This window comes from Ramlibacter sp. (assembly GCF_013697775.1).
Lineage (GTDB): Bacteria > Pseudomonadota > Gammaproteobacteria > Burkholderiales > Burkholderiaceae_C > Ramlibacter.
Genome location: NZ_JACCWG010000193.1, coordinates 1 through 4,636, shown reverse-complemented (window position 1 = coordinate 4,636; position 4,636 = coordinate 1). Strand labels below are relative to the sequence as shown.

Here is a 4,636-nt window from a genome sequence, read left to right as displayed (position 1 = left end):
GCGCGAAGGCGCCTTCGCGCGGCGGATCGATCAGCCAGCGGTCTGCCACGCCGTCGGCCACCAGCTGATGCGGCGTCATCTCGAACAGGTTGCGCGCCAGGAACTGCGCGGGCGCCAGCACACGGCCGACCGCTTCGCCGTTGGCCCGGTAGTTCTCGCGCGAGCGCGCCACCAGCGCCTCGCTGCCCTCGATGCCCAGCACCTCGCCGGCACGCGTGGCCAGCGGCAGGGTGAAGTTGCCCAGGCCGCAGAACCAGTCGATCACGCGCTCGGTCGGTTGCGGGTCGAGCAGCCGCACCGCGCGCTCGACCAGCACGCGGTTGATGTGCGGATTGACCTGCGTGAAATCGGTCGGCCGGAACGGCATGGCGATGCCGAACTCGGGCAGCGAATACGCCAGCTGCGGCCCGCCCTCGTCGAGCAGGCGCACCGTGTCCGGTCCCTTGGACTGCAGCCACCACTGCACGCCCGGGTGCTCGCCGGCAAAGGCGCGCAGCTTGGCGAGGTCGCCCGGGCTCAACGGCTCCAGGTGGCGCAGCACCAGCGCCGTCACCGCGTCGCCGCAGGCCAGCTCGATCTGCGGGCAGGTCTCGATGGCGTCCATGGAACCGATCAGCGCGCGCAGCGGCAGCAGCAGGTCGCTCACGTGCGGCGGCACCACATGGCACTCGCGGATGTCGGCCACGTAGCGGCTCTTGCGCTCGTGGAAGCCCACCAGCACCGCGCCCTTCTTGCGCACGTGGCGCACGCTGAAGCGCGCCCGCCAGCGGTAGCCCCAGGCTGGCCCCTCGATGGGGCGCAGCATCATCTGCGGCCTGACCTTGCCCAGGTGCCAGAGGTTGTCCTCCAGCACGCGCTGCTTGATCGCCACCTGGGCGCCGACGTGCAGGTGCTGCATCTTGCAGCCGCCGCAGGCGCCTTCGTGCAGGCCGAAGTGCGGGCACTGCGGGCGCACGCGCTGCGCCGACTCGCGGTGCAGCGCGATGAGCGTGGCCTGCTCCCAGTTGTTCTTGCGGCGGTTCACCACCGCGCTCACGCGTTCGGTCGGCAAGGCGCCGTCGATGAACACCACCTTGCCGTCGGCGCGGCGCGCCACGCCCTGCGCCTCGATGTCGAGCGATTCGACCTCCAGCCAGCCGGGGGGCAACCCGGCTGCGTCCTGCTTGTCTGTCATGGCCCGATTGTCTCAGGCGGCGAGCGCGTCCAGCCGCTCAGCGCCACGCCGCCAGGTATTCGTTCCAGTGCGGCTCCGCTGCCGCCAGGTTGCCCAGCGTCTGCTTGACCAGCTCGATCTCCTGCGCGTACTCGGCGTCGGTGAAGCCGCCGCGCATCTTCTGGAAGCGGCAGTACATCAGGTAGGTGTTCATCACGTCGGTTTCGCAGTAGCGGCGGATGTCCTCGACCTTGCCTTCCAGGAACTGCTGGTGCACCTGCGAGCCGTCCATGCCCAGCTTGCCCGGAAAGCCGCACAGCTTGGCCATCGCGTCCAGTGGCGCGCTGGCGCGCGGCTGGTACATCGCCAGCACGTCCATCAGGTCCATGTGGCGCATGTGGTAGCGGTTGATGTAGTTGTTGTACTTGAACTCGCGGTCGTCCGGTGCGCCGCCCTCGCCCAGGCACCAAAACCTGTCGGCTGCGACGCCGTGGCGCAGCCCGCGGTAGTTCAGCACCGGCAGGTCGAAGCCGCCGCCGTTCCAGCTCACCAGCTGCGGCGTGTGCTTGTCCACCAGCTTGAAGAAGCCCTGCACCACCCGGCCTTCGCTGGCGCCGTCGCGGTCCACGAAGGAGTGCACGCGCACGCCCTCGGCGTTGCGGAACACGCAGCTGATCACCAGCACACGCTGCAGGTAGTGCGGCAGGAATTCGCTCTGGTTGTTGTCGCGGCGCTCCTGCTGCCAGGCGCCCAGCACCTCGGCGTCGGTGGCGTCGGCCGGCGCGTTGCGCACCAGCCGCAGGCCCGCCACGTCAGGGATGGATTCGATGTCGAAAACGAGAACGGGCCACGGCATGCGGCACTGTACCAGCGCTCAAAACAGGGCACTCTTGTCGACGCCGCTGCGCATCATGTGCCGCTTGAGTTTCAGCATCGCCTCGTTCTGGATCTGGCGCACGCGCTCGCGCGTGAGGCCCATGCGCTCGCTCAGCGTCTCCAGCGTCTCGGGTTCGCGGTCGTGCAGGCCGAAGCGGCCCTCCAGCACTTGCTGCTCGCGCTGCGACAGCGCGTCGATCCAGCCGGCCAGCAGGCGCTCGACCTCATGGCCCTGCGCGATGCCGGTCGGGTCGGCCGCGTCGTCGCCGGCGAGCACGTCGCCCAGCGTGTGCTCGTCGTCGGAGCGGTCGATGGATGCGTCCAGCGAGCGCGGCGTCTCGGCCATGGCCAGCAGCTGCGCCACGTCCTGCACGTCGCGCCCGAGCAGCGCCGCCACGTCTTCCACCCGCACCGTGTCGCCGTCGCGGCCGCCGCGCGACGCGGCGAGCGAAGGATCGTGCTCCAGCATGCGCCGCGCGCGCAGCACCTGCTGCAGCTCGCGCACCACGTGCACCGGCAGCCGGATCACGCGCCCCTGGTTCATCACCGCGCGCTCCACCGACTGGCGAATCCACCAGGTGGCGTAGGTGGAAAAGCGGAAGCCCCTCTCCGGCTCGAACTTGTCGATGGCGTGCATCAGGCCCAGGTTGCCCTCCTCGATCAGGTCCGACAGCGGCACGCCCCGGCCGAGATAGTGCTTGGCGATGCTGACCACCAGCCGCAGGTTGTGCTCGATCATCGACTGGCGCGCTTCGAAGTCGCCGGCGCGCGCGCGGGTGGCGGCCTCGAATTCCTGTTCCGCGGTGAACAGCTCGGTGCGGCGGATGTCGCGCAGGTACAGCGTCAGCGTGTCGCTGGATTCGCCGGCCAGCTCGGGCGAGGCATTGCGCCGGGGAACGTCGGAGAACACGGGCTCCGCCGGCACGTCGTCGCCGTCTCCATCAGCGCCCTCGCGCCCGGTCCGCGCATCCCGATCGTCGGCGCGAGCCGCATCGGGAGCGTGGGCCTTGCGCCGTTTCATGCTATCTGGCCGGCAGGTAGCGCGCCGGGTCGACCGGCTTGCCTTGGCGGCGGATCTCGAAGTGCAGCTTGACGCGGTCGGTGTCGGTCGCGCCCATCTCGGCGATCTTCTGCCCCTTGCGCACGTTCTGGTCTTCCTTGACCAGCAGCGTCTGGTTGTGCGCGTAGGCGGTGAGGTAGGTGTTGTTGTGCTTCAGGATGATGAGGTTGCCGTAGCCGCGCAGCCCCGCGCCGGCATACACCACCCGCCCGTCGGCCGCGGCCAGCACCGGCTCGCCGGCTTTGCCGCCGAGGTCCAGGCCCTTGTTCTTCTGCTCGTCGAAGCCGGCCAGCACCGGGGCCTGCGCCACCGGCCAGATCCAGGCGATCTCGTCGTCGCCGGGCGACGCCGGCGGCGTGTTGATGACAGGCAGGCTGGGCGCCGAGGCCACCGGCCGCGCCGCGGCGGTGGGCAAGGACGCGGGCGCAGAGGCCGGCCCCGATGCCGCCACGGCTGCGGGCGCCGGCGCGGAGGCAGACGGCGCCGTGACCGGCGTGACCATCCTGGAGGGCTCGGACGAGCCCGTCGGCACCACGCGCAGCACCTGGCCGACTTCGATGAGGTTGGGGTTGTCCAGGCTGTTCCAGCGCGCCAGGTCGCGGTGGTTCTGGCCGGTCTCCAGGCCGATGCGGATCAGCGTGTCGCCGGGGCGCACCGTGTAGTAGCCGGGCTTGCCCGCGTTCTCCGCGCCGGGCAGCACGCGCGCCGGATCCGCCGCCGGCTGGGGCGCCACCGCAGTGTGGCGTGCGCCTGCGCCCCGGTCTTCTACCGGCGCCGGTCCACGCGTGGGAGACGCGCAGCCGGCCAGCACCGCCATCAGCAGGCTCGCGAGCGCAATGCTCCAACCCGTATCGCACTTCTTCTGCATGTCGTTTTGCTTCCTCAAGCGAGGCCTGATTTTAGGGGCACGAAATGAACGTTCTCCAGCACAGTTTGTTTCACTTGTACACCCGCTTTTTCCACGACGATCAGCGCCTGCTTTCCACCGGGGACGTGCATCGGCGCAATGATGCGCCCGCCGTCGGCAAGCTGGTCGATCCAGGCCTGCGGCATGGCTTCGCCGCCGGCCGCGGCGATGATGCCGGCATACGGCGCGCCCTTGGCGTAGCCGGCCATGCCGTCGCCCAGCAGCAGGTGCACGTTGGGCAGGCGAAACGGCCGCAGGTTCTCGCGCGCCTTGTCGTGCAGGCCGCGTAGCCGCTCGATGGAATACACCTCGGCGGCCACGCAGCCGAGCACCGCCGCCTGGTAGCCGCAGCCGGTGCCGATCTCCATCACGCGGCCGAGCCGGCCGTTGGCCTCGCGCCGGCCGCCCAGCAGCAGCTCGATCATGCGCGCCACCACGCTGGGCTTGGAGATGGTCTGCTCAAGGCCAATGGGCAGGCTGGTGTCCTCGTAGGCCTGGATGGCGAGCGCGGTGTCGACGAAACGGTGGCGCTGCACCGTGTGAATGGCGCCCAGCACCAGCGGATCGGCGATGCCCTGCGCGGCGATCTTCTGCACCATGCGCGTGCGCACCGCCTGCGAGTCCATGCCCAGGCCCATCG

General features: G+C 70.1%; 5 protein-coding genes. All 5 read right to left on the bottom strand.

The genetic code is table 11. The features are described 5' to 3' along the window. Nucleotides 1–1,174, bottom strand: a 1,174-nt coding sequence (rlmD, locus tag H0U68_RS09330; protein ID WP_296354876.1) for a 23S rRNA (uracil(1939)-C(5))-methyltransferase RlmD, incomplete at its 3' end; no start/stop codon positions are given. Between the two features lie 37 nt (nucleotides 1,175–1,211). Then, on the bottom strand, nucleotides 1,212–2,009 hold the full coding sequence (locus H0U68_RS09325) for a 3'-5' exonuclease (RefSeq protein ID WP_296354874.1): 798 nt from the start codon (nucleotides 2,007–2,009) through the stop codon (nucleotides 1,212–1,214). Nucleotides 2,010–2,027: 18 nt separating this feature from the next. Beyond that, nucleotides 2,028–3,050, bottom strand: coding sequence for an RNA polymerase sigma factor RpoS (gene rpoS / locus H0U68_RS09320; RefSeq protein ID WP_296354871.1), 1,023 nt, complete (start codon nucleotides 3,048–3,050; stop codon nucleotides 2,028–2,030). Between the two features lies 1 nt (nucleotide 3,051). Next, entirely contained in the window at nucleotides 3,052–3,957 is a 906-nt protein-coding gene (locus tag H0U68_RS09315) for a peptidoglycan DD-metalloendopeptidase family protein (RefSeq protein ID WP_296354869.1), read from the bottom strand. A 14-nt stretch (nucleotides 3,958–3,971) separates the two neighbouring features. Then, nucleotides 3,972–4,634 carry a protein-L-isoaspartate(D-aspartate) O-methyltransferase gene (locus H0U68_RS09310; protein WP_296354868.1) on the bottom strand — a complete coding sequence of 221 codons (663 nt, stop codon included), beginning with the start codon at nucleotides 4,632–4,634 and terminating at the stop codon, nucleotides 3,972–3,974. Nucleotides 4,635–4,636: the final 2 nt, after the last annotated feature.

Excerpts from the sequence above, each read along its gene's own strand:
- H0U68_RS09325 (WP_296354874.1), bottom strand. The coding sequence starts at position 2,009 with ATGCCGTGGCCCGTTCTCGTTTTCGACATCGAATCCATCCCTGACGTG.
- rpoS (WP_296354871.1), bottom strand. The coding sequence starts at position 3,050 with ATGAAACGGCGCAAGGCCCACGCTCCCGATGCGGCTCGCGCCGACGAT.
- H0U68_RS09315 (WP_296354869.1), bottom strand. The coding sequence starts at position 3,957 with ATGCAGAAGAAGTGCGATACGGGTTGGAGCATTGCGCTCGCGAGCCTG.
- H0U68_RS09310 (WP_296354868.1), bottom strand. The coding sequence starts at position 4,634 with ATGGGCCTGGGCATGGACTCGCAGGCGGTGCGCACGCGCATGGTGCAG.